At 49.6% G+C, this 26,844-nt stretch carries 25 protein-coding genes and 1 pseudogene; 4 read left to right on the top strand and 22 right to left on the bottom strand.

Features of this window, described 5'->3' with window-relative positions; genetic code table 11:
• Nucleotides 1-110: 110 nt before the first annotated feature.
• A complete protein-coding gene (locus tag QWY82_RS02390) occupies nt 111-1,028 on the top strand; it encodes a hydroxymethylglutaryl-CoA lyase (RefSeq protein WP_290259548.1) in 918 nt (305 codons plus the stop codon).
• A gap of 206 nt (nt 1,029-1,234) precedes the next feature.
• Here QWY82_RS02390 and QWY82_RS02395 read toward each other — a convergent pair whose 3' ends face one another.
• The 9 genes from QWY82_RS02395 to QWY82_RS02435 all read right to left on the bottom strand — a co-directional run bounded on the left by QWY82_RS02395 (nt 1,235) and on the right by QWY82_RS02435 (nt 10,268).
• Complete coding sequence (locus tag QWY82_RS02395) at nt 1,235-2,554, bottom strand: DUF1552 domain-containing protein (RefSeq protein WP_290259549.1); 1,320 nt, start codon at nt 2,552-2,554, stop codon at nt 1,235-1,237.
• 225 nt (nt 2,555-2,779) lie between these two features.
• The gene (locus QWY82_RS02400; protein ID WP_290259550.1) at nt 2,780-6,142 is read right to left on the bottom strand and encodes a DUF1592 domain-containing protein; all 3,363 of its coding nucleotides are present in this window, start codon (nt 6,140-6,142) and stop codon (nt 2,780-2,782) included.
• A gap of 1 nt (nt 6,143) precedes the next feature.
• Nucleotides 6,144-6,848 (bottom strand): YceI family protein, encoded by a 705-nt coding sequence (locus QWY82_RS02405; protein ID WP_290259551.1) that lies wholly within the window; start codon nt 6,846-6,848, stop codon nt 6,144-6,146.
• A 230-nt stretch (nt 6,849-7,078) separates the two neighbouring features.
• Nucleotides 7,079-7,627, bottom strand: a complete 549-nt coding sequence (locus QWY82_RS02410) for a GNAT family N-acetyltransferase (protein WP_290259552.1) — start codon at nt 7,625-7,627, stop codon at nt 7,079-7,081.
• 127 nt (nt 7,628-7,754) lie between these two features.
• Nucleotides 7,755-7,946, bottom strand: coding sequence for a DUF3185 family protein (locus QWY82_RS02415; RefSeq protein ID WP_290259553.1), 192 nt, complete (start codon nt 7,944-7,946; stop codon nt 7,755-7,757).
• Between the two features lie 4 nt (nt 7,947-7,950).
• Nucleotides 7,951-8,229 carry a DUF1272 domain-containing protein gene (locus QWY82_RS02420; protein WP_353958672.1) on the bottom strand — a complete coding sequence of 93 codons (279 nt, stop codon included), beginning with the start codon at nt 8,227-8,229 and terminating at the stop codon, nt 7,951-7,953.
• 46 nt (nt 8,230-8,275) lie between these two features.
• Nucleotides 8,276-8,728: a nuclear transport factor 2 family protein gene (locus QWY82_RS02425; protein ID WP_290259555.1), complete on the bottom strand. Its 453-nt coding sequence runs from the start codon at nt 8,726-8,728 to the stop codon at nt 8,276-8,278.
• Between the two features lie 40 nt (nt 8,729-8,768).
• The gene (locus QWY82_RS02430; RefSeq protein ID WP_290259556.1) at nt 8,769-9,242 is read right to left on the bottom strand and encodes an NfeD family protein; all 474 of its coding nucleotides are present in this window, start codon (nt 9,240-9,242) and stop codon (nt 8,769-8,771) included.
• 75 nt (nt 9,243-9,317) lie between these two features.
• Nucleotides 9,318-10,268 (bottom strand): SPFH domain-containing protein, encoded by a 951-nt coding sequence (locus tag QWY82_RS02435; protein ID WP_290259557.1) that lies wholly within the window; start codon nt 10,266-10,268, stop codon nt 9,318-9,320.
• Nucleotides 10,269-10,855: 587 nt separating this feature from the next.
• On the opposite strand from QWY82_RS02435, the gene QWY82_RS02440 reads away from it, so the two are divergent.
• A complete protein-coding gene (locus QWY82_RS02440) occupies nt 10,856-11,227 on the top strand; it encodes a hypothetical protein (protein ID WP_290259558.1) in 372 nt (123 codons plus the stop codon).
• Between the two features lie 998 nt (nt 11,228-12,225).
• Here the strand turns inward: QWY82_RS02440 and QWY82_RS02445 are convergent.
• The 5 genes from QWY82_RS02445 to QWY82_RS02465 form a co-directional block, all read right to left on the bottom strand.
• Nucleotides 12,226-12,642, bottom strand: coding sequence for a hypothetical protein (locus tag QWY82_RS02445; RefSeq protein WP_290259559.1), 417 nt, complete (start codon nt 12,640-12,642; stop codon nt 12,226-12,228).
• Nucleotides 12,643-13,023: 381 nt separating this feature from the next.
• The gene (locus tag QWY82_RS02450) at nt 13,024-13,668 is read right to left on the bottom strand and encodes an abortive infection system antitoxin AbiGi family protein (protein ID WP_290259560.1); all 645 of its coding nucleotides are present in this window, start codon (nt 13,666-13,668) and stop codon (nt 13,024-13,026) included.
• Nucleotides 13,669-14,254: 586 nt separating this feature from the next.
• Nucleotides 14,255-14,596 (bottom strand): hypothetical protein, encoded by a 342-nt coding sequence (locus QWY82_RS02455; RefSeq protein WP_290259561.1) that lies wholly within the window; start codon nt 14,594-14,596, stop codon nt 14,255-14,257.
• A 74-nt stretch (nt 14,597-14,670) separates the two neighbouring features.
• Nucleotides 14,671-14,904: a hypothetical protein gene (locus QWY82_RS02460; RefSeq protein WP_290259562.1), complete on the bottom strand. Its 234-nt coding sequence runs from the start codon at nt 14,902-14,904 to the stop codon at nt 14,671-14,673.
• Nucleotides 14,901-15,278, bottom strand: a complete 378-nt coding sequence (locus tag QWY82_RS02465; protein ID WP_290259564.1) for a Tse2 family ADP-ribosyltransferase toxin — start codon at nt 15,276-15,278, stop codon at nt 14,901-14,903. Before QWY82_RS02465 ends, QWY82_RS02460 begins: the two co-directional genes overlap by 4 nt.
• A gap of 185 nt (nt 15,279-15,463) precedes the next feature.
• Between QWY82_RS02465 and QWY82_RS02470 the strand changes: the two genes are divergently transcribed.
• Entirely contained in the window at nt 15,464-15,658 is a 195-nt protein-coding gene (locus QWY82_RS02470; RefSeq protein WP_290259565.1) for a type II toxin-antitoxin system VapB family antitoxin, read from the top strand.
• A complete protein-coding gene (gene vapC, locus QWY82_RS02475; RefSeq protein ID WP_290259568.1) occupies nt 15,655-16,056 on the top strand; it encodes a type II toxin-antitoxin system VapC family toxin in 402 nt (133 codons plus the stop codon). Before QWY82_RS02470 ends, vapC begins: the two co-directional genes overlap by 4 nt.
• A 153-nt stretch (nt 16,057-16,209) precedes the next feature.
• Here vapC and QWY82_RS20020 read toward each other — a convergent pair.
• The 8 genes and pseudogenes from QWY82_RS20020 to tkt all read right to left on the bottom strand — a co-directional run bounded on the left by QWY82_RS20020 (nt 16,210) and on the right by tkt (nt 26,794).
• Nucleotides 16,210-17,818 (bottom strand): annotated as a pseudogene (locus QWY82_RS20020) (IS1182 family transposase).
• A 143-nt stretch (nt 17,819-17,961) separates the two neighbouring features.
• Nucleotides 17,962-18,606, bottom strand: coding sequence for a hypothetical protein (locus QWY82_RS02490; RefSeq protein WP_290259574.1), 645 nt, complete (start codon nt 18,604-18,606; stop codon nt 17,962-17,964).
• Between the two features lie 796 nt (nt 18,607-19,402).
• Nucleotides 19,403-19,786 (bottom strand): MmcQ/YjbR family DNA-binding protein, encoded by a 384-nt coding sequence (locus QWY82_RS02495; RefSeq protein ID WP_290259576.1) that lies wholly within the window; start codon nt 19,784-19,786, stop codon nt 19,403-19,405.
• Between the two features lie 285 nt (nt 19,787-20,071).
• Entirely contained in the window at nt 20,072-21,148 is a 1,077-nt protein-coding gene (locus QWY82_RS02500; protein ID WP_290259578.1) for an alpha/beta hydrolase, read from the bottom strand.
• A 40-nt stretch (nt 21,149-21,188) separates the two neighbouring features.
• Nucleotides 21,189-22,253 (bottom strand): class II fructose-bisphosphate aldolase, encoded by a 1,065-nt coding sequence (fba, locus tag QWY82_RS02505; protein ID WP_290259580.1) that lies wholly within the window; start codon nt 22,251-22,253, stop codon nt 21,189-21,191.
• A gap of 262 nt (nt 22,254-22,515) precedes the next feature.
• On the bottom strand, nt 22,516-23,679 hold the full coding sequence (locus tag QWY82_RS02510) for a phosphoglycerate kinase (protein ID WP_290259581.1): 1,164 nt from the start codon (nt 23,677-23,679) through the stop codon (nt 22,516-22,518).
• Nucleotides 23,680-23,734: 55 nt separating this feature from the next.
• The gene (locus QWY82_RS02515) at nt 23,735-24,763 is read right to left on the bottom strand and encodes a type I glyceraldehyde-3-phosphate dehydrogenase (RefSeq protein WP_290259584.1); all 1,029 of its coding nucleotides are present in this window, start codon (nt 24,761-24,763) and stop codon (nt 23,735-23,737) included.
• Between the two features lie 33 nt (nt 24,764-24,796).
• Nucleotides 24,797-26,794, bottom strand: coding sequence for a transketolase (gene tkt, locus QWY82_RS02520; protein WP_290259586.1), 1,998 nt, complete (start codon nt 26,792-26,794; stop codon nt 24,797-24,799).
• Nucleotides 26,795-26,844 lie beyond the last annotated feature (50 nt).

Below are 26,844 nucleotides of genomic sequence, written 5' to 3' on the forward strand. Positions count from 1 at the left end.
CAAGCTGCAAGCTGCAAGCTGCAAGCTGCAAGCTGCAAGCTGCAAGCTGCAAGCTGCAAGCTGCAAGCTGCAAGCTGCAAAATTAATGCTGATAGTGGAAAAATTGTCTAATGAACTTTCCAAGTTCCGTAAAAATTGTCGAAGTGGGCCCGCGCGACGGGCTGCAGAATGAGAAGCAACCTATCGCCGTCGCCGATAAGGTGGCGCTGGTCAACGCGCTCAGCAATGCCGGGTTGAAATTTATTGAGGCCGGTAGTTTTGTGAACCCTAAATGGGTTCCGCAAATGGCCGGTAGCGAGGAAGTGTTTGCAGGCATCGCGCGAAAAGCCGGGGTTAGCTACGCCGCGCTCACCCCAAATATGGTGGGTTTTGAACGGGCTATTGCAGCGGGCGCCGATGAAGTTGCTATATTTGCGGCGGCGTCTGAAGCCTTTAGCCAGAAAAATATTAATTGCTCTATCGAAGAGAGTATCGAACGCTTCGCACCTATTTTAACTGCCGCAAGGGCGCAAAATATTCCCGTGCGCGGCTACGTATCCTGCATCGCTGGTTGCCCCTATGAAGGTGACATTGCACCAAGCAAGGTAGCCGAGGTATCCGACATTCTATTTCAAGCCGGCTGCTATGAAATTTCCTTAGGCGACACTATTGGAACCGGTACGCCCGCCAACATTGAACGCGTCATCGAGCTAACCAACAAGAAAGTGCCGCTCGAAAAGCTCGCGCTACACGCGCACGATACCTATGGCCAAGCCATCGCCAATATTTATCGCGCGTTTCAAATGGGCGTATCGGTTTTCGATAGCTCCGTGGCCGGCCTAGGCGGCTGCCCCTACGCGAAAGGTGCGTCGGGCAATGTCGCCACCGAAGATGTCATCTACTTGTTAAATGGCTTGGGAATCGCACACGGTGTGGATCTACAAGCGGTGATTACTGCAGGTAAAAATATTTGCGCAAGCCTCGGGCGCGTAAGCCAGTCGAAAGTGGCTCGCGCGCTTAGCAGCGAAAAACCCGGCAATTGCACCTAACAGCTATCAATATAGTAGACAGCAGAAAGGGCCAATCTACTTATTTGTTGGGTGGGTCAGAATAAAAATAAAAGCGCCAGCCCGCTATTTCTATAACGGGCTGGCAAAGGACACAACTCACTGAAGCAAAACGGACAGACCTAGTTTAGCGCGTAAACGTTTAGGCCCGAATCTAATTCTAAAAAGAAAACCTAAGCGCAACAAACCTAAACGTTAGTAAAGAGATTCGGAATAGACGATGTATTGCCACCATAGGGCACTTCCACACCAGCGGCGCGCCCAATGGTGGCCCATACCCGCTGCATATCCACAGCTTTACCCATCGCCCAATGGCTACGCTCGCCGATATCATATAAATCCATAAACCGACCACCGTTGTGTTTTAACAACCCGGAAGCGCCACCGATTAAGGTTACCGGCACATCTTGCATATGCTCGGGTGCGCCATCGGCCATTTCACTGGTTAGAACCACTAGCGTGTGATCGAGCAAACTGTCACCGCTGACATCTGGGTCGGGCATCGCGCTTAATCGATCGAGTAAATATTTCACTTGTTTCATGTACCAAGCGCGCGAGTCGCGCCACTCGGTAACGCTGCCATAGCGATGCGCGCAATCATGCGGGTTTCGCGTAGAAGAAACCGATTTGATTGCCACCGGATCGGCACTGCGACCAATCTGAACTGTCGCCACGCGCGATGAGCCACAGCTCAAACCGCCGGCGACAATGTTGCAATGGGCGCGTGTTACTTCGTCGCGGTAATCTGCCGAAGTAGACACCAACCCTTCAGCTGGCGAGGCAGAACTCGGGTCGCAAGCATCGGCCACCGGCACAGAAGCATCCATATCCATTACCACTTGCTCAACTGCATCCAAGTGCGTATCGAGCTTGGCTTTTTCCGCGTTGCCCAAGCGCGAGCGCAGGGCTTGAATACGATTATTGGCGTTATCAAAAATGTGACTGCGCGACGTGCTGGTTGAACCCGTTGGCGCCGAGCTGCCGTACACCTGGTTAAATAATTGATAGGGATTAATTTCCGGCACAACCATAGAACCGTTTTCATAGGAAACATTCCAGGCTGCACCCACCGTCGCATGTGGTCCGGCATAAATGCGCTTCAGCAGAGCATTGGAACCGCGCAATTGATCCCCTAACAATAAGTCGATGGAGGTTTTACTGGCGTTTGAATCGCGCAGGATGGTGGTCCAAGCATTGTGGCCACCGGTGCCAGAACCGACTATAAGACCTTTCAAAAAAACCGCTTGGTTTTTATAAGCGCTTAAGTGGTTCGACATCTCATTGAGCTGAAAATTGCCAGTATCTTTCGCGCCACCCGCTTCAGGAAACCACAAGCCTTTGTTGTAGCCACCATAGGGATCTACGCCAAAGCCATCGGGAATCACCGCAAACACCACTTTTAATTTTGGGCTGCCAGCGGCAAAGGCCAAATTGCTGAAGCCCGCCATGGACAGCGGCGCTGCGGCAGAACCCGCTAAAAGGGATTGTAAAAAACGACGTCTATTCATGGTGATACTAACCTTAATTCAACTCTGGCTTACGTCGTCTTTTGCGCACCTGTGTGAACACAATTTGAGACTTCATATAGCTTGAAAATTTATATAGTTTGAAACTGTAGATAGACGCTTAGTTTACCGAGCGAGGAAAGGAAAACTATTGCCCACAGGGCCTAAGCCACATGGCCAGTACAACACTGGCCATCTGCTTTCGCGTGAAAAATTACCCAGCAGGTTTTAGCGATCAACCCGGAATTGAAACGCCGTTGAGGTTAACGTGCTTTTCACTAACGCCTTAATATTGCCGCTGGCAATAAATGCATCGGCTTGCTCGTCGCCCACCGCGATCACAGCCGCGTCCACACGATGACCGGCACTGTAGCGGTAATAGCTATCGGCAAAACACGCTTTCGCTTCGCTTGATTGGGCAAGGAAACTGGTCAGCTCGCGCGCATCGTTGAAGTAAGTCAGCTCGTTATCGCCGTCGTTGCTGCGCAAGATACCGGAGGCATTAATGGCCAGCTCCACACTGGGCGCGTTGTAGGCGATTTCTGTGCTGCGATAGCGGCCGGTTTGGTCGAAATTTTCCAAGGCAGAACCTGGTTCGTTCATCAATTTATGGCACTGCCAACATTGCCCTTCGCTCGCATCTGGCCCGGTGATGACATTCCAGCGCTCGCGGGTCGTAATCGCATGCTCGGGCATTTCGATGGTGGCGGGATCGATGCCGACGGGCACCCCCATGTCGTGACACAATAAGTTTTCGCGAATCATCTTGCCGCGCTTTACCAGCGAAGTAGCGGCAAAATCTGAGTTCATAATTTGCGTGAAGCCTTGGTGCAGCAATCCGCCGCGCTGATCAGAGGTAGCCACCTTCGTAAAGCTGCTGCCGGTCACGCCAACAATCCCATAGTGACTAGCTAGGGTACCGTTCACAAAGGAGTAGCCAGGATTAAACAGTTCGGCAAAACTGCCCGAACCTTCGCTAAGCAAAAATGCTACGGCGCGCTCTTGTTCGCCTTCCATCGCTGCTATCAAGGCGCTAGATAGATTGGTTTTCTCCGATGGCAAACCGTCGGTGTGGGTGTAGTAGCGAATAAAGTCGACAAAGTGTTGGGCAAAGCGCGCGTCGGCCATCATCGCTTCGGCTTTCGCGCCTATAGCGTCTGAGGTTTGCAAACTATTGCTGCGCGCCGCGGCTAGTAGCGCTGCGTCTGGCGTTGTGCCCCAAAGCTGATACGACAGCGCCGTAGCCACTTCATAACTGGTAAGCACGTAGGCCTGCTCATCGGCGCTCCACTCACCTAACTCAGAGCGGTATAGAAAGTCTGGTGCCAACAGCATGCTGGCCAGCCAATCGCGCGCGCCGTAGCTGTTGTAAAACTGCACTTGGGTTGCTTGCTCCGCTGCGGTAAGCGAACGGCGCCAAAGTTTTTCTGCCGCGTTTGCCAACTGTGCGTCGGTACAGGCGCTAGCGGAACAACCGAGTTTGGTTAAGTTGGCGCTGGCCGCTATCTGCTCGGCCAGTTGCATGTATCGGCTGGCACCGGCGTAGTTAACCAAGCCTTTGGCTGATTGAGTTGGGTATTTAAAATCGTCGTCGTGATGGGCCTTAGGCAACACATCGTCGGCCAACAACACGCCGGTGAGATCAAACACGGTGTTTTTAAATTCGTAAGGTGTGAGCAAACGAATACCGCGCACGCCTCGCCCGATAGCGGCTTCAGCCACTTCGCCCTGATACAGGTTCTCGCGAATGTAGGCGGCAACGTGCACGGCGCAATCGTCGACACAATTGCCGCTGCCACCCAAGGGCATATTGGCGCTGATGTAGCTCGCCAAGGCCGCTTGCGAACGCTGGTTGCTGATAATTTCACGGCCGGTATTGCCATCTGTACCATGGCAGTTACTGCAACCTTGATCGCGGTAAAATTGCGCGCCTAAAGTGGCATCGGGCTCTATCTCAGTTTCAGTTTCTGTATCGGTGCCATCGCCAGTTTCGGTGCCGCCACCTGAATCCGAGCCATTGTCGGAATCAGATCCCGAGCCGTCGCCTGAGTCACCACCTGAGCCATTACCCGAACCATTAGCCGAACCATTGTCAGCGCCATCACCTGAGCCGCCACCATTGTCAGAACCGGTATAAATGTTCGCAACTATGTAGGCCGCCACAGCATCGGCGCAATCGCCAACACAAGCCGACGCATTGCCGAAGGGCATATTCTGATCCACATAATCTGCCAATGCCGATTGGCTCATGGGGCGATCAAGCAGCGACACCAACTCGGTGCCGTCGGCGCCGTGGCATGCCTGGCATTCTTTCTCTTGATAGAGTTGAGCCCCTGTCGAGGTTAAATCTGTGCCACCATCGGGAATTTCGTCGGGCGTCTCGTCGATACCTAAGTCTGCCGCGCTAACGCTAATGCTTACCTCGGGCGAAAGCGCCGAAGGGCTATCGCCATTTACCGCCAATACGCGCAGTGCCAAGGTTTGGGCGCTATCTAAAGCAATACTGTGCTGCTGACTATTGGCAGGCAGCTCGGCCTCGGTTTTCCAATAACCGCCATCGCGCTGGCTTTGTACCAGGTAGGCAGTTTCGTTCACGCTCATATCGGCCCATTGCAACAGCAGCGACGCGGTTTGGGCATTAAATTCAACTCGGCTACTTAAAGGCTGGGCTGGCGTCGCAGCCCACGCATCGCGCTCACCCGGTTGAAGCTGCCAGCGGGTGTCTAGATACACGGGCACTTGATTGCCAATACTGGCAAGGCCGGCGATGTCACGCAGCATTTCAATGCCTTGCGCCATAGCAAAGTTAGCCGCATCTAGTAGGAGGGGGCCATCGGAGAAAGCGCGAATTTCCTTGGCGCTAATACGCCACAAGGTTATGGGCGCGGAGACGTTTTGGCTAACGCCGTGCAGTTTTATCTGCGCATCGAGCGTCAGCGATTGCAGCTCGCCTATCGCCAAGCCCGCAAGAAAGTTTGCGCCTAAGTTAGCGCTCACCTGCAAACTGGGTAGCAAATTTGTTTCAAACAGCAGGTCGCGCAAGCGCTGGTCGCGAATTTCAATGCCGGTATCCACGCTAGCCAAAGGTACGCTAAAGCGCAGCTCGCCAGTGCTAGTGAGGTCGCCCGACATCTCGGTGAAATGTTGGTTCTCAGACACGTGTTCTTTTTTCGTGGTCACAAAATGCAAGTTTGATTTTGCGGAATCTAAAATCCACTCAACGGCATGAGACTGGCCAACCTCTTCAGGGGTTGGGGTAGGTGTCGGCGTCGGCGTCGGCACAGGTGTAGGTGTCGGTGTCGGCACAGGGGTAGGTGTAGGCGTTGGTGTCGGCTGAGTCCCATTATCGCAACTCGCCGTCGACCAAGCTTCCTGCCACGCCAAGCCATCGGCCGGCGCATAGTAAAAACTCGATGTAGACGAACACCAGCCAGCCACACGACAAGTGTAGGTTTGATTTTTATAGGTAACTAGATCACCTATTTGATAACTGTTGCCAGCGCGATAAGGTTGGGCATTTTGGCAATCCACCGCCCACGCAGATTGGCTTACGGCCAGTGCGATTGCACCCATTAAAAGTAGCTTTTTCATATTATTGCCCCTCCTCGACGCGTTCAAAAATCAGCTGAACGCTCACCGGCACGGTTGCACCTATGGAGGTCAAACTCGCTAAACGCTTGAGTTCGTCGAAACCTGCGCCCATGGAAAAGTCCAAACCATTAACTAAAACCGGTGCCAAGGTGCGAACCAGAATACGTTTGTCGCTCAGCCGCGCCATGCGCAAGCTCACAGGTAGCTGCGCCGACACGCCGTGTAAATCTAAGGTCAAATTACCGGTCAGCTCGCGCTCGGCACCCACGGCCAGATTTTCCACCAGATCGTAATTAATCTTGATTTCAGCACTGGCCCTAGCAAAGGTTGCGGTTTCAAACAGCACATCTTTCATGCGCTGATCGCGCACGGCATTGAGGGTGTCAACGCTGCTGAGATCAACTTCAATAACACTTCGCCCATCGCTATAAACGCTACCTGACAGGGCATTGAAATGCGCCTTCTCACTCACGTGGTGCTTTTTGGTGGTAACAAAGAAAAGCGAAGACTGTTCGTTATTCAGCGCCCACTGACGCGTCACTTGGCTGTGATCAACTTGGCCGCTATCGCCCGTGTCGATCGGGTTGTTGGTACCCGGTGCAGGGTCTTCTTTCGGGCGAGAATCACCGCCACCACAAGCCGCCAAAACGGTCGCAAAAGTTAACGCCAGTAGCGCACGAGAGAGTAATTTTATAAGACAGAACACGCTAATTGCCCTTGGTAAATTGACCCGAGCACTCTACGGCAAGCACGCGCACACGCCCATTCACACCATGACCTAAGCCATATGGGCTAGATGGGGCTTTTGATATTAAAAAGTTGGGGGGGGGCAAGCTGCAATCCGGATGGCTCGGTCCGACGCTTCGGGCCCCTGCAAGCTGCAAGCCGGATGGCCGGCCCCTGCAAGCTGCAAGCAAATTATGGAATCGTGGAGGTTTAACGCAACTGACGCTGATAGAAAACAACTTGCTGGTCACCTAGCGGATCGCGATGCAAATCTGTTTTCACATAGATCATACCCAGCTTTTTCATAACGCTTATAGACCCGGCGTTATCGGGTAACGCAAGCGCCGATAACACCTTAACACTTGGCTGTTCGCTCAATGCGTTAGCAAGCTGCAGCGCAGCTTCGGTACAGTAACCCTTACCCCAGCTAGCGCGCAAAAAACGCCAACCCAGCTCTAGGTTATCCCATTCAGGCTCGTCGGTAAAAAAGCCCTTAGGACGCACTAAAACCCAACCAATAAATTGATCGGTTTCTGTCACGCACACCTTCCACAAACCCCAACCCTTCTCTGGGTTACGGTAGCTCTGCATGCGCGGCACCATTACCCTATTAATTGTCTCGCGGGAGTTGGGTTTGCCGCCATTAATGTACTTCATCACCTCGGGGTCTTGATCTAATTCAAACAACAGCTCAGCATCATCCGCATCCATAAGGGAATAAGATAGGCGAGCGGAAGCGGCGATGGCTAACTCGGGCATGATTTACATTCCGTTACGCGTTCAGTGTTGATTTGGGGAGGGATGCAAGCTGCAAGACGGGTAGTTTGTTCCAACACGTCGCCCCCCTGCAAGCCTGAAAAACTAACGTTGTTTCGATCCTAGGCTGCTACTTAATTCTTAAGATCCCCACAAGAATACAAATAACACCACCCACCATACCGGCCCAGGCTTCGAAAGGAGCCTCACCATTAATCGCGCGGGTTATCTGTGACGTGGCGGAATCATAAACATCGTAACCCCAAGCACCCAATGCAACGCCCACCACAATTAATACAACACCGATGACTTTCTTATTCATAGTTTTAATCTCTTGGTTTAAAAATGCGCTTGCTAGACGCCGGATTGAATTTTAACGCTTCAACCGGCCTTATCGGTCGCTGAACAAGATTGCCGCCACAATTCGGGCAGACATATTTAAACTTACTGTCAGCACAAGATTTGCAAAACGTGCATTCGAAGGTGCAGATCATCGCTTCTTTTGAGTCAGGCGGTAGATCTCGATCGCATGCTTCGCAATTGGGTCTTAGTTCTAACACAAGCAACCCTCCAGTTTTTCGCTGTTGCGAGAAAATTAGTGCCACTTAACATTTGTAGGATTAACATCTAGCAGGGTTAACATTTTAAAAACTATCGATTGTCGCGATGACCGTAACTTAGCACGCGTGTAATTTGCCACTTATCACCGGTATTTTTCCATACCATTACAAACTCAGCCTTGCCTTCACAGACCTTTGTTTTGGTTTGACAAAAGATATGCTCGCCCTTGGTAATTGCACCGAAATCTTTTATCGGGCTAACGTTAAAACTTGCTGCCACCAGTTGGCGCGTGTAATTACCGCAGGCATATTGACTCGTGTTCGCAATCATTGTCTCGCGATCCCACGTAACGCCACCAGTATCGTGATAAAACTCAACGTCAGCTGAAAAGTAGCCTGCGTGCTCCTGCAACTTTTCTGAATTTTCACAATGGTTAAAAGATTCAAATACTGCAGTATCTAGCTGTAGCAACTCTTCAAACAAGGGTAGGGCACGGATCACCAAACTCTCTTCCGCTAACACAGGCAGTGCAAATGTGACCATTAGGATTGCCAGGACGCTGCTCGCGCGCTGGCGTATTAAGCTAAACAAGCGGCTTCACCTTAAACACGCCCACCTCTACCGAACTCACCGTTACGGTTTGCCCAGCGCTAATTTGTTGCACACCAGATCTTGGGTCTAACACCACTTTCCAGCTCACGCCGGAATACTGTATTTGGCCAGGTACCAGCGGGCTAAGATCTGTCGCTAGCACAAACTCGTAACCCACCAGATCGCTACTGTTATCTTTCTCTGCGACGGCTTTGCCTTGCAACTTCTTTAACGGTTGCCACAAAATTGCCGTCACAACTGCTGCGCTAATACCGGTCATCGAAATACCGGCAATCCACGTTTCGGGCAACACGCCTACCAGCATTAACACGCCCGTTATCAAAGCTCCCAGCCCAGCGAATAAAAACACGCCGGCGGCAAAGCCCAGCAACACTTCCAGTGCGAGTAGCGCGACACCCACAACCAACCAAAATTCAGTTTGATGATTCACGATATAGTCGAGCATGGCAAACCTCGATTGTTAATATTTCTAAAAAACTGATCTGGAGCTCTAAGCAAGAGCCCCACTCAATATTAGCAACTACGACGCTTTATTAGTCGTATTTAGCGTTCCAATAATTGTCATCGCTTCAGCCACCACCGACGCGGGGCTGCTATTGCCATCGGGCAATAGAACAACCGTAGACTCCCGCGCAATCTGTTTCTTCGCCTCAATCGCCTTAACCGCTAAATCCAGCTGAATCGCTTTCTGACCTTCCGGCGTAGCAGCGACCTTGCCCACGGTATCCAGGGCATTAGCTTGTGCTTCTGCAACGGCAACAATCGCTTGCGCCTCACCTTCGGCACGCAAAATTTGCTCGGCCTTATCTGCCTCAGCTGCAAGCACCTGCGCCTGCTTTGCACCTTCTGCGACGTTGATAGCAGACTGGCGATGGCCCTCAGATTCTAAAATCGTCGCGCGCTTTTCACGCTCCGCTTTCATCTGCCGCTCCATCGCATCTAAGATGGTGCGCGGTGGTTGAATATCTTTAATTTCATAACGTAACACCTGTACGCCCCAGGGCTCAGATGCCACATTAATCGAATTCACAATATTAATGTTTAAACTTTCCCGCTCTTCAAAAGTCTTATCTAAATCAATTTTGCCGATTTCACTACGCATCGTGGTTTGTGCCAACTGGGTAACCGCGTAGACATAGTTGTCAACACCATAAGACGCCTTATAAGGGTCCAATACTTTCAGGTATAAAACACCGTCGACAATCAAAGAAATGTTGTCTTTGGTAATAGCCGCTTGGCTAGGTACATCGTAGGCATGTTCTTTCAGTGACTGGTTATAGGCCACTTTATCCATAAAGGGGATAAGTCCATTTAAACCTGCCACCATCGTTTTCTGATAACGACCGAAACGCTCAACCACATAGGCACGATTTTGCGGTACAAATTTTATAGAGGACTTTAAAACAATGAACACGAGCACAGCGAGCGCCGTCCAAAAGTTAAAAATCACATCCATGAGCGTAATAGACATAGCAATTTCCTTGTTGTAAAACAAAAAATAGCGGCAGCCACCCAGCATAGCTGGCTGTGCCACAATTCAAGCATGCTAACACTTCTGTGCCTGGCTAAATAGTATTCAGGGGCTGCAAGGCGGGGGGCTGCAATCCGGATGGCTCGGTCCGACGCTTCGGGCCCCTGCAATCCGGATGGCCGGCCCCTGCAAGCTGCAAGCTGCAAGCTGCAAGCTGCAAGCTGCAAGCTGCAAGCTGCAAGCTGCAAGCTGCAAGCAATTATGGTGCGCGTAAATATTTAGCGCCCAAGAACTATTTTTGTTTTTGCTTGAGGCTTGAGGCTTGAGGCTTGAGGCTTGAGGCTTCTAGCGTGGCGAGGTTTTGACTCAAGAAAATAGCAATACTCTCCTACACTCTGGATAAACACATTTTCGCCCACCTCAATCATAGAGACTCTGCTAATATAACTACCATTATTTCTCCACCCGCGCCTATACCACCAATCTGCTAGATCCGCACTTTGATATATAGCGCCGTTACTGCAGAATTCCATAAATTCAGTAACGCCTTTGTGCAACTAAGCGCAACACAGAACCAGGAAGAACCGATGTTTGTATACCTACTCGTCGCCTGTGACGGCCTTGATGAAAGCCAAGAAAAAAAGCTAAAGAAGCAACTGCCCGAGCTGCGAGCAGCCTTGCAGACTTACGCGCATGCCAATACCGCAAACCAAGTCATGCTCATCGATCAATGCAACAGCGAAGATTGCGCAGACTGGCAATTAGGCATTAGTCAACCCATCGGCAAGAACGCCCACTTAAAATTTCCCGTGGATCTATTTAACAACCTCGCCAAGCAACATGGTATCGACTGCGAGATAGGTACACTAGAAAATAACGAACGCGACCCAGTGAGCTACTTTGGCAAATCCGAAGGACGTGGGGATGTGTATTTACTGGCGGAGTATTTGGGGCTGTAAGACTGGGCGCTATCTATTGATGACCGACAACAAATTTTTCCTCACCAGGCACCCAATTTTTTGTATTTCTCTACTGCCCGAATGCCTGCAACAGTCGAGAGCGCCGCGAGTCGGATGCTTGCGCTTGATTCTTATGATGACCTCCTCCCTAAAGCATTCGGAGAATACCTTCGAAACTTGAATCGCCACACAAAAGTTCAACAGAAGGAGATCATCACCTGATAATTCCATACAAAATCCCACAAATATTATTGCGGCACCAACCTATGCACCAAGTTGATGCAGGCCTGAACTATGGATACCGATGCTAACATCGGCTACCATAGAAGAAAGCTCAAATATCTCGCCTGATTTTTTGTTATGTGTTTCTGATGGATACGAAGCACTTAAATTTATTCGATTCTTATCACTCTTTTTGCGAAAGGCATTAAGACCAATGCCATAGATATCCATATCAGTAGTAAATAGCTCGAAATCTCATGTGGGATATCGATACCAATAGATCTCATTATTATCGCCACAACCATCAAAACACCAAAACACCAAAACACCAAAACACCAAAACACCAAAACTAATTATCAACGAACCGGCAAAATACTTTAATAATTTCATACTACATTCTTAGCCCAACAATAGATTTACACAGTCATGGTAGAACCCCCCGCTATCGAGGCGCGCCATACAGATCCGGACGTGCAGAATTACCGCATCCAGCTCTTCAATAATATCATTGCACGCGTACTACACAGACGCCCTTAGACCAATCGATGGGCGATCGGGGTTTGCACAAACGCTGATTGGAACGCCTAAGCATATCCTTCAAACCTTTCCACGTGAAGCTGTTGTGCTGACGTCCTCGATTGAGTTATATATAAAGACTCGCTAGCAAATGGTCAAATATTCTACGACATAACGCCTGCAACAAACGCGAGCGTAGCGAGTCGAGGGCGCCAGCCCGTTTTGGTTGCGTTTGTTATACTAGCCACGCGCCTTTGAATTAAATTTGCTCAAACTTAGCGACTAATGATGCAGCTTGTTCGGCATCTGTATCATCTGCTCCCGGCTTGACTATTTCACACGAAGTTTCATAGGTTTTACCAGGCTCTAGATTTACAGCTATGGATGGGTGCCCATACGCATTGCCACTATCACACAAGAGTACCAATAAGTATTCACCAGGTCGTAGATATAATTTATTCATCCGGTCTGCATATGCAGCCATTTGAACAATTTTATTTCCATCTATATCGTAAACGCTGTGAATCCAGGGGAAGAATTTTCCACTAAAAAAACCTATTTTTTTCGTTTTTATAAAAGAAAGCTCACCAGAGTCAATCTCAGACTGTTCAAATTTAGGCTGTAGATTTGTACAAGCAGTTAGGCAAATAGAAAGCATTATTAATATTTTATTCATCTTATTTCCTTGCAGGTATAACGCCGCAATTTGGGGCAACCGAAGCAACGCGTAGGTTGTCCCAAAGATTGCCTTGTTAATGTAGCGAACTACGGTGCCCCGACAAAGCGCGTTGCGAAGCGGGAGCGTAGCCACAACTACTTAAATTTACCCGCAAGAATGCCACACGCGATGACACTGCGGAACTACAATTTGTACGGGGGAGAAACTGCGATTTGGACGCGGCACACTCCCTGATGCCGATTTCTAAAGCTTGCTCAATGTTTCTTACGAGTACAAAAGCTCGCCCAAAAAGCAGAGCACATTAACGCCGGTGGCAAGGGCGAGCGAAAGCGAGTCCTGCGGCGATAGCCGCGAATTGGCCACCCTTGTTAGCAATTTCTATATGTCCGCTCTAAGTTCTGACAATACCACTATTTTTGTGACCAACAGCTTTAAATCGTTATGACTAAATTTTCCCATTTTGGCATTTATAAAATCCACAATTGGCGTTACATCTTCTTCATTTTCAACTAATACATAACGAACATCAGATGGTTCAAATTGCAATGAGCCGCTTTTTGTCGATTCGTTGTGATATTCTAGGCCACCAGTTCTAGAGATGTCATCAGGGTGAAGGCCTCCCGTTGATATATCAACATACCTCCACTCACACTCTTCATAGAAGTCCTTTTCAACTTCATTTTCACCCATCATCATTTTCCCTGAAAGCGGCTTTGTAAACGCGAGCGTAGTCAAAGCGTCCATTTTACCTTCTATGCTTTCTAGATCAGGATTCTGCAACATCCGCGCTAATGAGACTGAGGCATAGGAATATTCAGATACATACATTAGTGGATTTAAACCATTCGCTATGCCCCACTCGCGAGTCATTCCTATGCCATAGCGACCATAGAACTCTGTATGGTTATTTAGCTTAGGCAACGATATATCACAAAAACAAACCATTGCATTTAGAAAGAAGCTTTCTTTGCTGCACCAACTAATATCCTCATAACAGAACCTTGGCCAAAAACCATTTTCCATTATTAGGAACAACGTTTCTAAGTTCTTGGTGAAATGAAACAGACTCTTTGTTCTCATGCTTAGCAGATACTCTTCTTGCTAACGCCTCAAACAGGGGCACGCGTTAGCGTGTCCCAGCCGCAGGCTCTTGCTGGTTTGAATTGTTAAGTCTTTATCCATCTGTTGATCGGGTATCTACGTGCCACAATACATCACATGCTTTGCAATAGTGATATATAGGATCTCCACCATTCACGTATTCATCTACTGGCTTTGGGATGGATGCGTTGCAACTAGGGCATTTGAATTCTACTTTTCTTAACCAAGACAACACGAAAAGTAAAAGAAACACAACGCAAAAATATAGAATCTTAATAGGTGTTTCCACCGAGCTTTCATTGTCAAATATATCGAAATAGAACCCAGCAGCAACCCATAAACCCAAAACAACGAGAGTGTACGCATTAAAAAACCTAGTGTGTTGTTTCGGAACTCGTACTTTAGGCATCTCTTCGCTCATAGACTTAACGCCCGCCACATTGGCGAGCAACGATTAGTTGCGAGTCCAGCCGCACAGCGGCGAATTGGTGGCGTTTGTTATGCGGGCCTACCATGGCTTATAAACCGCAAGTTCAACCTCATTACTTAAATTTAATACAGCGTAGCCTGAAGGAAATTTTTGTGTTCCCCGCATACGGAAGTTTCTGTACGTTGCGCCATTACTCTTAAAAATTTTCAACTCCTTTAGGTTTTCTTGAGCGCATTCATGGTCGTAATCATTAAAATCGCGCTCAATCTGAGTGAAGTTTACTTCCTCAGTCAAGACTATATTTGAAGTATCACGCACCTTCCAGCCAACACAATAATCTAATTGCGGGACTTCATCGCCAAATACACAACCGCCAAGAATAAATCCGATAAAAACTAAAATTAACAGGACTATTCTCATATCTGCCTTTCTGCATAACGCCTAAAGCAACCGCGCGCGCTGTTTGCGCGTCGGTTTGCCTTTACTTGTTAACTTCATAGCAGTTCGCGTGAAAAATTAACTATGTTTGCACCGAATTGTTCTACTGCTCTTTCTTTGAGCGGTTTTAAAAGCAGCCTAACCTCAATTAAGTCATTGCCTACATCTGCGATTTCATCTTCATCTTTCGAAGATTCGCAAATATCCGACATTCTTTTCTCCATTTCCGTCAATGCTTCAAGAATTATTTTTATCTCTGACTCTACTAAATTTAACTGAAAGCCTTTCATACCACTTTACCTTCCTTATTAAAGACTCTTGTTGCTTTAAGCGCCATTTCTTCTAGAAGCCCTTTGAATTTGTCTACTGGCATGTTCTGTGTGGGAGATATGCAATAGTGATGAGGTTTATCATGCACCATTTTCAGACCAATGGGAGGCTTTGTATTTGGCGGGAATCTCCAAACCCAACCGGTCATCGGGGATTCATTTATTCCTTCCTTATCAAAGACACTTATACCCTTGCCATTGGCAATAATCACTCGAATTCCATTTATCTCTGTTGTATCAATGTCTTTTGGCCGAACATTCGATAATTTTGGACTTGTGGAATTACCGAGCCTGAAAAGCTCTTCTGGGACTATGAAAAATTCCTTTGGGAACATGATGATCTCCTTTTCATGATTAGAAGTTAACGCCGCGGTAAGCTGCGGCCATGTAGTTGATTGGTGTTGCGGTAGCGTAGCGGCCACCGCATAAACCAAGCGACGGAATAGCCGTCAGCTTGACCGCTTTGTTACATGCAGCCATAATGTGTATTCGGAAGGCAGAAAATACACACGAGGTTAATATGCGCACCAACATAGTAATTGATGACACCCTGATGGATGAAGCGCTCAGATTTAGCGGCCTAGCCACCAAACGAGAGGCTGTTGAAGAGGGCCTTAAGGTGTTGATTAGATTGAAAAAACAGGAAAGCGTCAAGGGCTTTCGAGGCAAGTTGAAATGGGAGGGTGATTTAGACGCCATGAGGACTAATAAGTGATCCTGGTTGATTCGTCAGTTTGGATAGACTATTTCAATGGCCACCCGACCAAAGCCAGTGAGCACCTAGATAGTCTCCTAGGTACCGAACATTTAATTGTGGGGGACCTAGTCCTCACCGAAGTCCTTCAGGGCTTTAAGCGCAAAAAGGACTTTGATACTGCAAAACGATTGCTAATGTCGTTTGACGTAAGGGAACTATCGAGCGTTTCTCTTGCGATCAAAAGCGCTGAAAACTTTAGAGCTTTAAGAGCGAAAGGCGTTACCGTACGAAAAACCATTGACGTCATCATTGCAACATTCTGCATAGAGCATCAGGTTAGCTTGCTTCAAGCAGATAAAGACTTCCTTCCCTTTCAAGATCACCTAGGACTTCGCCTTCTCCCCAGCGCCATGTAACGAGGCTGTAGAAAAACGTTCTTAGGAAAACACTTATCCACAACCTACTCCTTGATATTTTCACTGATCATAAATCAATCAGCGCCGTTTTACATAACTTTTCTTATGCGTACTTTTTTGATTTTTAGGCGTAGTTATTGTGGATAACTCCCTTTACCAACCTATTGAGCTGTGTTTCATGAGTTTTTCGATGTTATGCACCATACTATATAAGCGCCACTGACCTTGAACCTTCTCTTTTCCGCGCAAAGAGAATCGATTTAGCCCTTTGTTTGTGCCTATATTCGCAAACACAGGCTCGACGACAGACATCCGATGGCCATAAACTTGTTTGCCATACTGACTATCCACACGCTTTTGCATCCAGTAGGTTGCGGATTTGTGCGTGTTTACGGTAAATGATACTTGGCGACCGTTTCCTTCACGGGTATCGGCTGATGATGGGTTGCGCATGCACTGGGTTTTTAGTGGGCAACGACGGCAATCCGTTAATTTTCCCTCAAAGAATAACTTCAGTTTCCCGCTGGGCTCCTGCGTCTCGTTGCGTAGCCACATCGCATTGCCTGCAGGGCAAATACAGGTCTTGCTTCTTTTATTAAGCCTGAATTCACTAGCGGGGATTACCTGCTTGATTCCTTTAGCAGTATCTTGATGGCGCTTGCCGTGCTTTTCCTTTTGCTTTTTAAACTTAGGGTCGCGAGAGCGGAACTGATTATCAGGTATGTAGGCATTGATACCATCTGCCTTTAGGTATTCATAATTTGCTTCATTGGCAAACCCGGTATCGGCAGTAACAATAATTTGTTCCGCCAATATATCTTCACTGATACCGGTTCTTTTATAGCGTCCTTTTATACCTTCGAGAATTGGCTTTAACGTATGGTGTTCCTGGCCCTCACCGAACGCTTGCGCTTCCACGATTATTTGATGTTTTTTATCCACGGCGGCAACGCCGTTGTAGCCTTGAATCGTGCCCTTACTGGTCAGCATTTTTCCCGATTCGCTATCGGTGATATTGCTCTTAATCTCCTTTGGTCTTTTGCCCTGCCCCATGAGCCACATGGACGTGGTGAATGCAGATTTATCAGGAGTTCGAATCTGCCCGTGGGGCTGCTGTCTTTAGGAAGTTCTGTATCCTCTTGGCGTGTTGCGCTAGGGTATCGATGCTTTGCTCCAGCTGCTCTTTGCGTTCACGCTCTCTGGGCTTGCGCTTATCTAGGCGCTTATGCTCTTTCATGCACTGTTTTATTTGGCGCTGAATCTTATACTGCTTAGCCTCTAGCTCATCCAAGGTACCAGAGTGTTCCTTCGCCGCATTGGATGACATTTTACAGCCGTCAATCGCAATCAACTCATGCCCTAACAAGCCTTGCTCTTCGCACACCAATAATATTTCTTCGAACACGGCCTCAATGGCATCAGGATAGCTGCTGATAAAGCTAGCAATGCTTGTCCAGTGCGGAACTGTATCGCACGACAAGGCTTTGAAAATAATATTGTTCTCGCATTCCCACTGAATATCACGGCTTGAGTGCACACCTTTGTAATAAGCAAACAAAATGACCTTCAAAAGGATCGCGGGATCATAGGCTGTACGGCCACCGCCGTCGTTTTTGTACTTTTCGTGAAATGCAGAAAGATTAATATGATCTTCGATCAGGTGATGAAGTGTGAATTCGAAGGTATTGGGGCGTAGCTGATCTTTGAAGTTGACCACAACCATGGCGGTTTGATCGTAGGAATACTTTTTGAAGTTTGGCATAGGAAAAAGTCCCTTTAGCGATGCCGAATTTTATCAAAAAACGTCGATTTTTGGGAGTTTTTCTACAGCCTCAACGCCCACATAAAAGGCGGAGCGTCAGCGACGTCCAGCGCAACGAAGTGAAGCGGTTTTTAATGTGCTTGTTAGGCTGTAGTTTCATGTAGACCAGCATTGATGCCCGCAAGCACGCCAATAATGATAAATATAGCCGCCATATAAAGGTAATAGCTTTTAAAATAACTAAATTTCCCTTGCTCAAACTGCTGTTCACCAAATTTTGATGCAATGAATTTAGGGGCAGTTATGAAAATCGGATAGCACGTTACTGTAAAAACGGCCATTAAAGGGTAAATCGGTGGTTCTGAGTATCCGTACCAGCCCCATATTAAGAGGGGGAGAATAATGGCTATTAAACAGTAAACCACAAAGTTTGGAGAACTATTACTATTGTATTTTAAGTTTATTTCTCGAAATGCAACAGCATGGCCCATGCAAAGAATTCTCATTCCAACTGCAATGCAAATGGACGACATTGTTGCTACGTGAATTTCCATTTGCGAATAGCTAAACCCAACCTTTTCTGCTATTTGAGATACTGGTAGGACAAAGTAATTATGGTAGAAGTTTATGGCGTCAAGGATAAAGCCTTGCCATTCAATTATTAAGGAGGAGATAGAAGTGATGGAGCTTAGCGTAAAGAAAAATCCCAGCACCATCAAAACTCTAGCGAGAGGACTACTATCGCTAAATGACTTTCTAAATTCTGATATCTCGTTATCTAGGTTCATGATGATTTTAGGAGGGCCTAACGCCGTGGTTTGGGGCGGCGCAGCGACAGCGTAGCCGTCCCGCACCGCGTTTTTTGCGGTGCTTACAACACCACCTTGTTATTTGCCGCCGGTTTGCACCTGCTACAACGCACTTAGCGGAGCAACGCGAAGCCAGAGGCTGATTATTTGGGTAAGAATACCTTACCTGAACACTTTTGAAACCCACTTAGGGCAAACCACGAACCAGGCATGCAACACGCCTTGCGCGGTGAACCAACTATTAGCACAGGGAAATAAACTGCGGACTTTGATGCAGCACATTCCTTGATGCTGGCATGCCGACTTACTGGCACACTTTTGAATAACTTACTGAACCCAAAACAAACTTAAAAAAGGTAAGGCGAAATAACATTTTAATTCTGTGCCGGCTCGGTTTGCTCGCTGGCGTCTAAATCAACATCTACAAGCTGTTGATTTACCTATTTAAATTTGTCGAATCATAGCATGGGCGAAACAAAACGTGTGCGCTTGGTAGCTAGAACACGTGGTCTCAGTATCCTTTTTTCTAGGTTCGTAACTTATTGTTTTACATAGGGTTATTTTTTACGGTGGGTGGAAACCGTGCCGGCACGGTTTGTTTTCGAGCCAATATTCTTGCGAGATTAAGATTATCTGTATAAAAACACATTGAAATGCCAACAGGACGCTTATGGATGGATAGCTCTTTTTTGAGCCAATTTGAGTGGGAAAACACACCTTCCGTTAGCAAGAGAAGGGTTCATTCGGGCTTATAACTGAAGTCTTCCAATTGTGGCTAGACAAGAAAACGTCCACCCTTCTTCAACGCCTCCCTTTCCGACTTCTTCAACCCCGCGACAATTAACTCATAGGAGTCATCCGCCAACTGACACACCAGCGGCCAAGGCACGGAGCCATCTAGGCAAACAGAGTTCCAGTGTTTTTTATTCATGTGGTAACCGGGTTTTACCGCGGGGTACTCGGCTCTTAAGAGCTCCGCTTGAAAGGGGTCGCATTTTAAGTTGATGAACATAGGGGCTTCTTTCCACGCCAGCAACGCGAACATTTTTCCGCACACGCGATAGACAATAACATCCGGCCCGAAGGGCATATCATCGGTCGCTGCCACATGGTCGAGTAGCAAAGTTTGAATTTTTTCTAAACTAATCTGCTCAGTCATGACCCCCTCCGCTTATTTTCAATCCAGTTTTCGCATCTGTTTTATTTTTACTCTTGCTATGGCTTGCAGCTGCGGGGGCCGGCCATCCGGCTTGCTGCTTGCGGCTTGCGGCTTGCGGCTTGCGGCTTGCGGCTTGCGGCTTGCGGCTTGCGGCTTGCGGCTTGCGGCTTGCGGCTTGCGGCTTGCGGCTTGCGGCTTGCGGCTTGCGGCTTGCGGCTTGCGGCTTGCGGCTTTTATTTTTCGCCTTTCCTGTCAACTGTCAACTTCTTTGTAGACTGTCAACCCCTACCCCTTCCCACTATTTTTCAAAAACGCCGCCGCCGTAGACATATACTGATCCCGCACACTTTCCGTTTCGTTGATCAACTGATGCCGCGCATTGCCTAGCCACAGCAAGCTCATGTTGCGCAGTTTCTGTTCTAACACCGGAATATTAAATCGCCAATCGACAGTGGTATCTTCTTTGCCCTGTACGATTAACGTGGGCACAGAGAGGCTTTTATTATCGCTTTCGGTCAACTGACGCAACCAGGCTTTCATGGCGGTAACCCAGCGCACCGAGAGAATATGGCTTTGCAGTGGATCGTGACGCAGAAAGGCCAGAAAATTTTCGTCGTGGGAATTGAGGGCGAATTCGCGCCTTAATTGGGTGACGAAGGGCTTCAAGAGTAAATGTAAATACTGACCCGAACGCCAACCGCGCGGGCGCACTAAAGGCGCCAACAGTACTTGTGCATCAAAATCATCAGCTTCAATACTGGCTTGTTTTTTATCGAGTTGATTTTTCAACAATACCGCACAGCCAGTACTTTGCGCGAAGGCGAGTTTAGGGCCGGTGAGCTGTAAACTTTTACTCGCCTCGAGCACGGTATCCAAGGCCAAGCTGTAGGTTTGGAAGTCATCGATCACGGCGGGCTCGCCGCCCGATAAACCATGACCGGGTAGATCAAAGGTGATCACGGCGTAGTTATTTTCAAGGCCAAAGGCAATGGCATTGGCAAACAGCCCCACGTGATCATAGTAACCATGCAACACATATAAACTGGCTACTGGATTTTCCGGTAGCCAGTAGTGCACGGCCAGCTCTACGAGTTCTTGTTTGCCCTTAGGGAAATTTCTTTCCTTTCGTGTGGGGCGCTCAGGTAAGGGTAGAAAGCCAAAACCGTGAAAGGCTTGGGTATTGAATCTGTCTAAGCCGTAGAATTTTTCATACTGGGCTTCGGCGCTGGATTTTTCGCGGGCGCTATCTTGCGCATAATTAAAATAGAGGGGGTTGCGCTGGTTCAACAACGCGTCAATGGCTTGGCGGGTAAAACCCGCGCCAATATCAATAGTTTTTTTTATTCTTTTTATAGGTTTCATCAATAAAAACGGCAGCCGCAGCTGCCGTTACACCCCAACTTTAATTAACTTTGGGATCTAAGCTACCACTTTCGTAGCGCTTGTACATAGCTTCCAGATCAATAGCTTTAATCTTAGAGGCTTGACCCGCGGTGCCAAAAGCTTGGTAACGATCGATACAGATATCGCGCATCGCTTCGGTGGTTTTGGCGAGGAATTTACGTGGGTCAAATTCTTTGGGGTTTTCGGCCAAGAATTTACGCACCGCACCGGTCGACGATAAACGTAAATCGGTATCGATATTAACTTTGCGCACGCCGTACTTGATACCTTCACAAATTTGTTCGATAGGCACACCGTAGGTTTCCGGAATCGCACCACCGAATTCATTGATGATTTTCAGCCACTCTTGCGGCACCGAAGACGAACCGTGCATCACTAAATGCGTATTGGGAATGCGCGCGTGAATTGCTTTGATGCGATCAATCGCCAGAATGTCACCTGTGGGTGGACGGGTGAATTTGTAAGCGCCGTGCGAGGTGCCACAAGCGATGGCCAGTGCATCCACTTTGGTGGCGCGCACAAACTCGGCCGCTTCTTCTGGGTCGGTTAGCATTTGCTCGTGGGTGAGCTTACAGTCGGCGCCAATGCCATCTTCTTCGCCGGCATCGCCAGTTTCCAGAGAGCCTAAGCAACCCAATTCACCTTCAACCGATACACCGCAGGCGTGAGCCATGGCCACGGCTTGCTGGGTAACTTTTACGTTGTAGTCGTAATCGGCCGGGGTTTTGCCATCTTCTTTCAAAGAGCCGTCCATCATTACCGAGGAAAAGCCCAGTTGAATAGAGCGCTGACACACCGCCGGCGAGGTGCCGTGGTCTTGGTGCATACACACGGGAATATGGGGAAATTCCTCAATGGCGGCCAAGATCATATGGCGCAAGAAAGGCGCACCCGCGTATTTGCGCGCACCGGCCGAGGCCTGCACAATCACCGGCGAATCGGTTTTGTCGGCCGCTTCCATAATGGCGCGCATTTGCTCGAGGTTATTTACGTTGAACGCCGGCACACCGTAATTGTGTTCGGCGGCGTGATCCAGCAGCTGACGCAAGCTAATCAAAGCCATGAGGGTATCCTTCTCTTTTCTCTTGCAGGCCTAGTGGTATAAGCCCGCTCTCGTTTAAGTGTAGTGCCGGTTTTCCGGTCTGTTCTACGGGGGGGCGCTCTGTGGCGCTTAGATCAATTTTGTTGTTGGCTATTCTAGCACTTTAGCCGGTAACACAGGCGCACATTCCTGCCCTGCCAGCGCTGTCATTGTGTAACTTGGCCGGCAGCGCTAGCAGAGATTTTTACCCTGCCAGCGCTGTCATGCTGTTTTCGAGGGGCAATTAGCCCTTGGCCCGCGCTTCTAACATAGCAACGGCCGGCAACACCTTGCCCTCAACATATTCGAGGAAGGCGCCACCGCCGGTGGAGATGTAAGACACCTGATCGGCAATACCGTACTTATCTACCGCTGCGAGCGTGTCGCCACCGCCGGCAATGGAGAAGGCATCGGATTCGGCAATGGCTTTAGCCAAGGCTTTGGTGCCTTCGCCAAACTGATCGAATTCAAATACGCCAACTGGGCCATTCCAAATGATGGTTTTTGCGCCTTTGATGATCTCCGCCAACTGGGCGCTGGTTTTGGCGCCTATGTCGAAGATCATGTCGTCGGCGACCACCGCATCGGCCGCTTTTTCGGTCGCTTCGGCGGTTTCGCTAAAGGCTTTACCGGTGACCACATCCACCGGCACGGGAATATGGGTTTTGGCCATTAAGGCTTTGGCCGTGTCGATCAAATCGTGCTCGCACAAAGACTTGCCCACAGGCTTGCCGCTGGCCGCCAAGAAAGTGTTGGCAATGCCACCGCCGACAATTAACTGATCCACTTTTTCAGACAGTGTTTCTAACACGGTAAGTTTGGTAGACACTTTTGAACCACCAACGATAGCCACGAAGGGGCGCGCGGGGTTGGCTAAGGCCTTTTCAAGCGCATCTAATTCAGCAGCCAATAACGGGCCGGCACAGGCGATGGGTGCGAACTTAGCCACGCCGTGAGTAGAGGCTTGGGCGCGGTGCGCGGTGCCGAAGGCGTCCATCACAAATACGTCGCACAGTGCCGCGTAGGCTTTGGCCAGCTCGTCGGCATCTTTGCCTTCGCCCAGGTTGAAGCGCACGTTTTCTAACAACACCACTTGCCCGGCTTCCACCTCGAAACCGGCTTGCCAATCTTTAACAACAGGTACGGCACAACCCAATAAACCAGCTAAATGTTCGGCCACTGGCTTAAGTGAGGCGGCCTCATCGAACACACCTTCATCTGGGCGGCCCAAGTGCGACATCAACATCACTTTGGCGCCGGCTTTGATTGCCAACTCAATAGTGGGCAGTGCGGCGCGAATGCGCGCATCGCTGGTCACTTTGCCATCTTTAATTGGCACGTTGAGATCTTCGCGAATCAGTACCCGCTTACCCTTTAAATCTACATCCTGCATCAGCGTGACAGCCATGGTGCATTCTCCTTAAAAAATGTAAAAGTTTTCGAATTCTTATTTGGCTAAAAATCTAAAATTGGTGCGCCCAAAAGCTCGCGGTATCGAGCATCCGGTTGGCGAAACCCCACTCGTTATCAAACCAGGTCAGCACCTTAATGTGATACCTGCCGGCAACTCGCGTTTGGCCGCCATCGACGATGCCAGAGCGACTGTCGTGATTAAAATCCCAGCTGGCGAGCAGTTCGTCGGTATAGCCAAGTACTTGATCAAACTCTTGCTCGGCGGCGGTTTTTAACAAGTCATTAACGGCGCTGGCACTGGTGGGTTGCAACACCACCAAATTCAAATCAATAGCCGACACATTTACCACCGGCACGCGCATGGCCTGGGCTTCAAACTTGCCTGCCAACGACGGCAACAGCCGATCAATACCGCGCGCTAGGCCTGTATCCACCGGAATAATCGACTGAAAAGCCGAACGTGTTTTGCGTAGATCGGTGTGGTGATAAGCATCAATTACCGGTTGATCGTTCATGGCCGAGTGAATGGTGGTAAGCATGCCCGATTGAATACCGAGGGCGCGATCGAGTACGTGAATCACCGGCACTATGCAGTTGGTAGAACAACTGGCGTTCGACACAATAGTTTCTAAACCGGTTAAGCTTTTGTGGTTAAACCCATACACAATAGTGGCATCCACATCGCTGGTGGCCGGGTGTGAAAACAACAAATGTTTAGCGCCCGCGTCGATGTGTTTTTGCGCCGTGGCGCGATCGTTAAAGGTGCCGGTGCACTCTAACACCAAATCGATGTCGAGCTCGGCCCAGGGCAAAGCACTTGGGTCTTGCTCGTGTAATAACGTGATAGACCAATGCGCGATATCGATTTTTTTTTCACTGTGCAACAGCACCGGGCCGGCGAAGCGGCCGTGGGTGGAGTCGTAGCGGGTAAGGTGCGCAATAGTGGCGCCATCGGCGAGTTCGTTGATGGCCACTATATCGAGATTGGTGGCGCGCCCGGCGAGTTGCGCTTCAAATAACGCGCGCAGCACCGAGCGGCCGATACGGCCGTAGCCGTTAATAGCAACCCTGACGGTCATTGTTGAACGCCAGCGTTGCGCAGCAACAAGGCCTTAGCCCAGCAGTTCTTCAACGGTGGCCACCACGTTATCAACTGTGAAACCGAAATGCTCCATCAGTGCCGCACCGGGCGCCGACTCACCGAAGCTGGTCATACCGACTACGCGACCATCGAGGCCCACGTACTTGTACCAGTAGTCAACGTGCGCCGCTTCAACAGCAACCCGCGGCAATACCGACAAGGGCAGAACCGACTCTTTGTACATGGCATCTTGCTGATCGAACACGTTGGTGCACGGCATGGACACCACGCGCACTTTATTGCCCGCAGCGTTTAATTTTTCAGCGGCTGCCATGGCCAAGCTCACCTCAGAGCCAGTGGCGATAATGATCGCGTCTGGCGTGCCTTTGGTGTCTAGCAAGATGTAACCACCGCGCGAAATATCAGCCACTTGGTTTGGCGTGCGCACCTGTGGCGCCAGGTTCTGACGGCTGAACACCAGCGCCGTTGGGCCTTCGCTGCGCTGCACCGCGGCCTTCCAGGCTACCGCCGATTCGGTGGCATCGGCTGGGCGCCAAGTGTCTAAGTTTGGCGTCATGCGCAGGTTGGCAATTTGCTCGATGGGCTGGTGGGTCGGGCCGTCTTCGCCCTGGCCGATGGAGTCGTGGGTATATACAAAAATATTGCGCTGCTTCATCAACGCTGCCATGCGAATGGCGTTGCGCGCATACTCCATGAACATCAAAAAGGTTGCACCGTAAGGCACGAAACCGCCGTGCAGAGCGATGCCGTTCATCATCGCGCTCATGCCAAATTCGCGCACGCCATAGTAAAGGTAGTTGCCGCTTGCGTCCTCGGCCGTGATGCCTTTACAGCCCTTCCAAATGGTCAGGTTTGAACCGGCCAAGTCGGCGGAGCCACCGAGCATTTCCGGCAGCATGGGGCCGAAAGCGTTCAGGGTATTTTGCGAGGCTTTGCGCGAGGCAATGGTTTCGGCTTTGGCTTGGGTTTCGGCGATGTAAGCATCGGCCTTGGCGGCAAAATCGGCCGGCAATTCACCCTTGATACGGCGCTCAAACTCAGCGGCCAATTCAGGGTGGGCAGCACGGTAGGCCTCTAGCTTGGCGTTCCAGCCCTGCTCGCGCTCGGCGCCTTTGGCTTTGGCATCCCAGCCGGCATAGACTTCGGCAGGAATGTCGAAGGGCGCATGGCTCCAACCTAACTTGGCGCGGGTCAAGGCGATTTCGTCATCACCTAAGGGCGCGCCGTGACAATCTTCTTTGCCCTGCTTGTTGGGCGAACCAAAACCGATGATGGTTTTGCAGCAAATCAAGGTGGGTTTGTTGTGCTCGGCGCGGGCAGCTTCAATGGCGGCTTTAATAGCAGCGCTGTCGTGACCATCTACCGCCGGAATCACATGCCAGCCGTAAGCTTCGAAACGCGCCGGCGTGTTGTCGGTAAACCAACCTTCCACTTCGCCGTCAATGGAAATACCGTTGTCATCGTAGAAGGCGATCAACTTGCCCAAGCCTAAGGTGCCGGCCAGTGAACAGGCTTCGTGCGAGATACCTTCCATCATGCAGCCATCACCCAAGAAGCAGTAGGTGTAGTGGTTGACGATATCGTGGCCGTCGCGGTTGAACTGCGCCGCCAAGGTTTTCTCGGCAGTCGCCATACCCACGGCGTTGGCAATGCCCTGACCTAAGGGGCCAGTGGTGGTTTCAACACCAGGCGCGTAGCCGTATTCGGGGTGGCCAGGGGTTTTGGAATGCAGTTGGCGGAATTGCTTCAGCTCGCTCATGGGCAGGTCGTAGCCCGACAAGTGCAGCAAGGAGTAAATCAGCATGGAGCCGTGACCATTAGACAAAATGAAGCGGTCGCGGTCGGCCCAGTTTGGGTTGGCTGGGTTATGGCTTAGATAGTCATTCCAAAGCACCTCGGCGATGTCGGCCATGCCCATGGGGGCACCCGGGTGACCGGATTTGGCTTTCTGAACGGCGTCCATGCTCAAAGCACGGATAGCATTAGCGAGAGTGTTGCGTGAGGCCATGGAAGGGCTCCTTGGTTTTGACGGGCGTCCGGCCAACATTGGCTGGGGCT

The sequence above is a fragment of the Simiduia curdlanivorans genome (assembly GCF_030409605.1).
Lineage (GTDB): Bacteria > Pseudomonadota > Gammaproteobacteria > Pseudomonadales > Cellvibrionaceae > Simiduia > Simiduia curdlanivorans.

Coding starts and splice junctions, on each gene's coding strand:
- QWY82_RS02430 (WP_290259556.1), bottom strand. CDS start 9,242: ATGCTCGACTATATCGTGAATCATCAAACTGAATTTTGGTTGGTTGTG.
- QWY82_RS02460 (WP_290259562.1), bottom strand. CDS start 14,904: ATGAAAGGCTTTCAGTTAAATTTAGTAGAGTCAGAGATAAAAATAATT.
- QWY82_RS02400 (WP_290259550.1), bottom strand. CDS start 6,142: ATGAAAAAGCTACTTTTAATGGGTGCAATCGCACTGGCCGTAAGCCAA.
- tkt (WP_290259586.1), bottom strand. CDS start 26,794: ATGGCCTCACGCAACACTCTCGCTAATGCTATCCGTGCTTTGAGCATG.
- QWY82_RS02510 (WP_290259581.1), bottom strand. CDS start 23,679: ATGGCTGTCACGCTGATGCAGGATGTAGATTTAAAGGGTAAGCGGGTA.
- QWY82_RS02390 (WP_290259548.1), top strand. CDS start 111: ATGAACTTTCCAAGTTCCGTAAAAATTGTCGAAGTGGGCCCGCGCGAC.
- QWY82_RS02490 (WP_290259574.1), bottom strand. CDS start 18,606: ATGAACCTAGATAACGAGATATCAGAATTTAGAAAGTCATTTAGCGAT.
- QWY82_RS02435 (WP_290259557.1), bottom strand. CDS start 10,268: ATGTCTATTACGCTCATGGATGTGATTTTTAACTTTTGGACGGCGCTC.
- QWY82_RS02450 (WP_290259560.1), bottom strand. CDS start 13,668: ATGGAAAATGGTTTTTGGCCAAGGTTCTGTTATGAGGATATTAGTTGG.
- QWY82_RS02445 (WP_290259559.1), bottom strand. CDS start 12,642: ATGAATAAAATATTAATAATGCTTTCTATTTGCCTAACTGCTTGTACA.
- QWY82_RS02455 (WP_290259561.1), bottom strand. CDS start 14,596: ATGAGAATAGTCCTGTTAATTTTAGTTTTTATCGGATTTATTCTTGGC.
- QWY82_RS02395 (WP_290259549.1), bottom strand. CDS start 2,554: ATGAATAGACGTCGTTTTTTACAATCCCTTTTAGCGGGTTCTGCCGCA.
- QWY82_RS02470 (WP_290259565.1), top strand. CDS start 15,464: ATGCGCACCAACATAGTAATTGATGACACCCTGATGGATGAAGCGCTC.
- QWY82_RS02425 (WP_290259555.1), bottom strand. CDS start 8,728: ATGGTCACATTTGCACTGCCTGTGTTAGCGGAAGAGAGTTTGGTGATC.
- QWY82_RS02495 (WP_290259576.1), bottom strand. CDS start 19,786: ATGACTGAGCAGATTAGTTTAGAAAAAATTCAAACTTTGCTACTCGAC.
- QWY82_RS02515 (WP_290259584.1), bottom strand. CDS start 24,763: ATGACCGTCAGGGTTGCTATTAACGGCTACGGCCGTATCGGCCGCTCG.
- QWY82_RS02500 (WP_290259578.1), bottom strand. CDS start 21,148: ATGAAACCTATAAAAAGAATAAAAAAAACTATTGATATTGGCGCGGGT.
- QWY82_RS02440 (WP_290259558.1), top strand. CDS start 10,856: ATGTTTGTATACCTACTCGTCGCCTGTGACGGCCTTGATGAAAGCCAA.
- QWY82_RS02410 (WP_290259552.1), bottom strand. CDS start 7,627: ATGCCCGAGTTAGCCATCGCCGCTTCCGCTCGCCTATCTTATTCCCTT.
- QWY82_RS02415 (WP_290259553.1), bottom strand. CDS start 7,946: ATGAATAAGAAAGTCATCGGTGTTGTATTAATTGTGGTGGGCGTTGCA.
- QWY82_RS02465 (WP_290259564.1), bottom strand. CDS start 15,278: ATGTTCCCAAAGGAATTTTTCATAGTCCCAGAAGAGCTTTTCAGGCTC.
- fba (WP_290259580.1), bottom strand. CDS start 22,253: ATGGCTTTGATTAGCTTGCGTCAGCTGCTGGATCACGCCGCCGAACAC.